Genomic DNA, 962 nt, shown 5'->3' on the forward strand with positions numbered 1-962 from the left:
TGCCGGGCATACATATTGGAGGATTAGCTCAGCTGGGAGAGCATCTGCCTTACAAGCAGAGGGTCGGCGGTTCGATCCCGTCATCCTCCACCATTTTTTTGTGTTTATTTGCCGGCCTAGCTCAATTGGTAGAGCAACTGACTTGTAATCAGTAGGTTGGGGGTTCAAGTCCTCTGGCCGGCACCACTTGTACGAGCCATTAGCTCAGTTGGTAGAGCATCTGACTTTTAATCAGAGGGTCGAAGGTTCGAGTCCTTCATGGCTCACCATTTATATATGCGGGTGTGGCGGAATTGGCAGACGCACCAGACTTAGGATCTGGCGCCGCAAGGCGTGGGGGTTCGACTCCCTTCACCCGCACCATTTTTATTTTGAATATTTGCGGAAGTAGTTCAGTGGTAGAACATCACCTTGCCAAGGTGAGGGTCGCGGGTTCGAATCCCGTCTTCCGCTCCAATAAGTGCCGGGGTGGCGGAACTGGCAGACGCACAGGACTTAAAATCCTGCGGTAGGTGACTACCGTACCGGTTCGATTCCGGTCCTCGGCACCACTTATTGATGCGCCCGTAGCTCAATTGGATAGAGCGTTTGACTACGGATCAAAAGGTTAGGGGTTCGACTCCTCTCGGGCGCGCCATAAACGGGAAGTAGCTCAGCTTGGTAGAGCACTTGGTTTGGGACCAAGGGGTCGCAGGTTCGAATCCTGTCTTCCCGACCATTTTTATTACTCTTTTTGGGGCCTTAGCTCAGCTGGGAGAGCGCCTGCTTTGCACGCAGGAGGTCAGCGGTTCGATCCCGCTAGGCTCCACCAAAAACATTTTAAAAAAGTTATTGACATAACAAGTTAAGATGTTGTATGATTATAAAGTCGCTTCTGAAGCGAATGAGATTGTTCTTTGAAAACTGAACGAACGTAAAACGTCAAGCGTAATTCTAAAAAAGCTGATTTATCAGCAACAAAG

At 49.9% G+C, this 962-nt stretch carries 9 tRNA genes; all 9 read left to right on the plus strand.

From position 1 onward, the window contains the following. Positions 1-17 precede the first annotated feature (17 nt). A tRNA-Val gene (locus U9M49_RS22575) sits at positions 18-93 on the plus strand. 17 nt (positions 94-110) lie between these two features. Next, positions 111-186, plus strand: a tRNA-Thr gene (locus U9M49_RS22580). Between the two features lie 7 nt (positions 187-193). Beyond that, positions 194-269, plus strand: a tRNA-Lys gene (locus tag U9M49_RS22585). A gap of 9 nt (positions 270-278) precedes the next feature. Further along, positions 279-363 (plus strand) — tRNA-Leu (locus U9M49_RS22590). 18 nt (positions 364-381) lie between these two features. After that, positions 382-456 (plus strand) — tRNA-Gly (locus U9M49_RS22595). A gap of 6 nt (positions 457-462) precedes the next feature. Further along, positions 463-551, plus strand: a tRNA-Leu gene (locus tag U9M49_RS22600). A gap of 9 nt (positions 552-560) precedes the next feature. Beyond that, positions 561-637: transfer RNA gene (locus tag U9M49_RS22605), tRNA-Arg, on the plus strand. A gap of 4 nt (positions 638-641) precedes the next feature. Further along, a tRNA-Pro gene (locus U9M49_RS22610) sits at positions 642-718 on the plus strand. 17 nt (positions 719-735) lie between these two features. Beyond that, positions 736-811, plus strand: a tRNA-Ala gene (locus U9M49_RS22615). Positions 812-962 lie beyond the last annotated feature (151 nt).

Origin of the sequence: Cytobacillus sp. OWB-43 (genome assembly GCF_034651445.1) — a bacterium.
Classification (GTDB): Bacteria; Bacillota; Bacilli; order Bacillales; family Cytobacillaceae; genus Cytobacillus; species Cytobacillus kochii.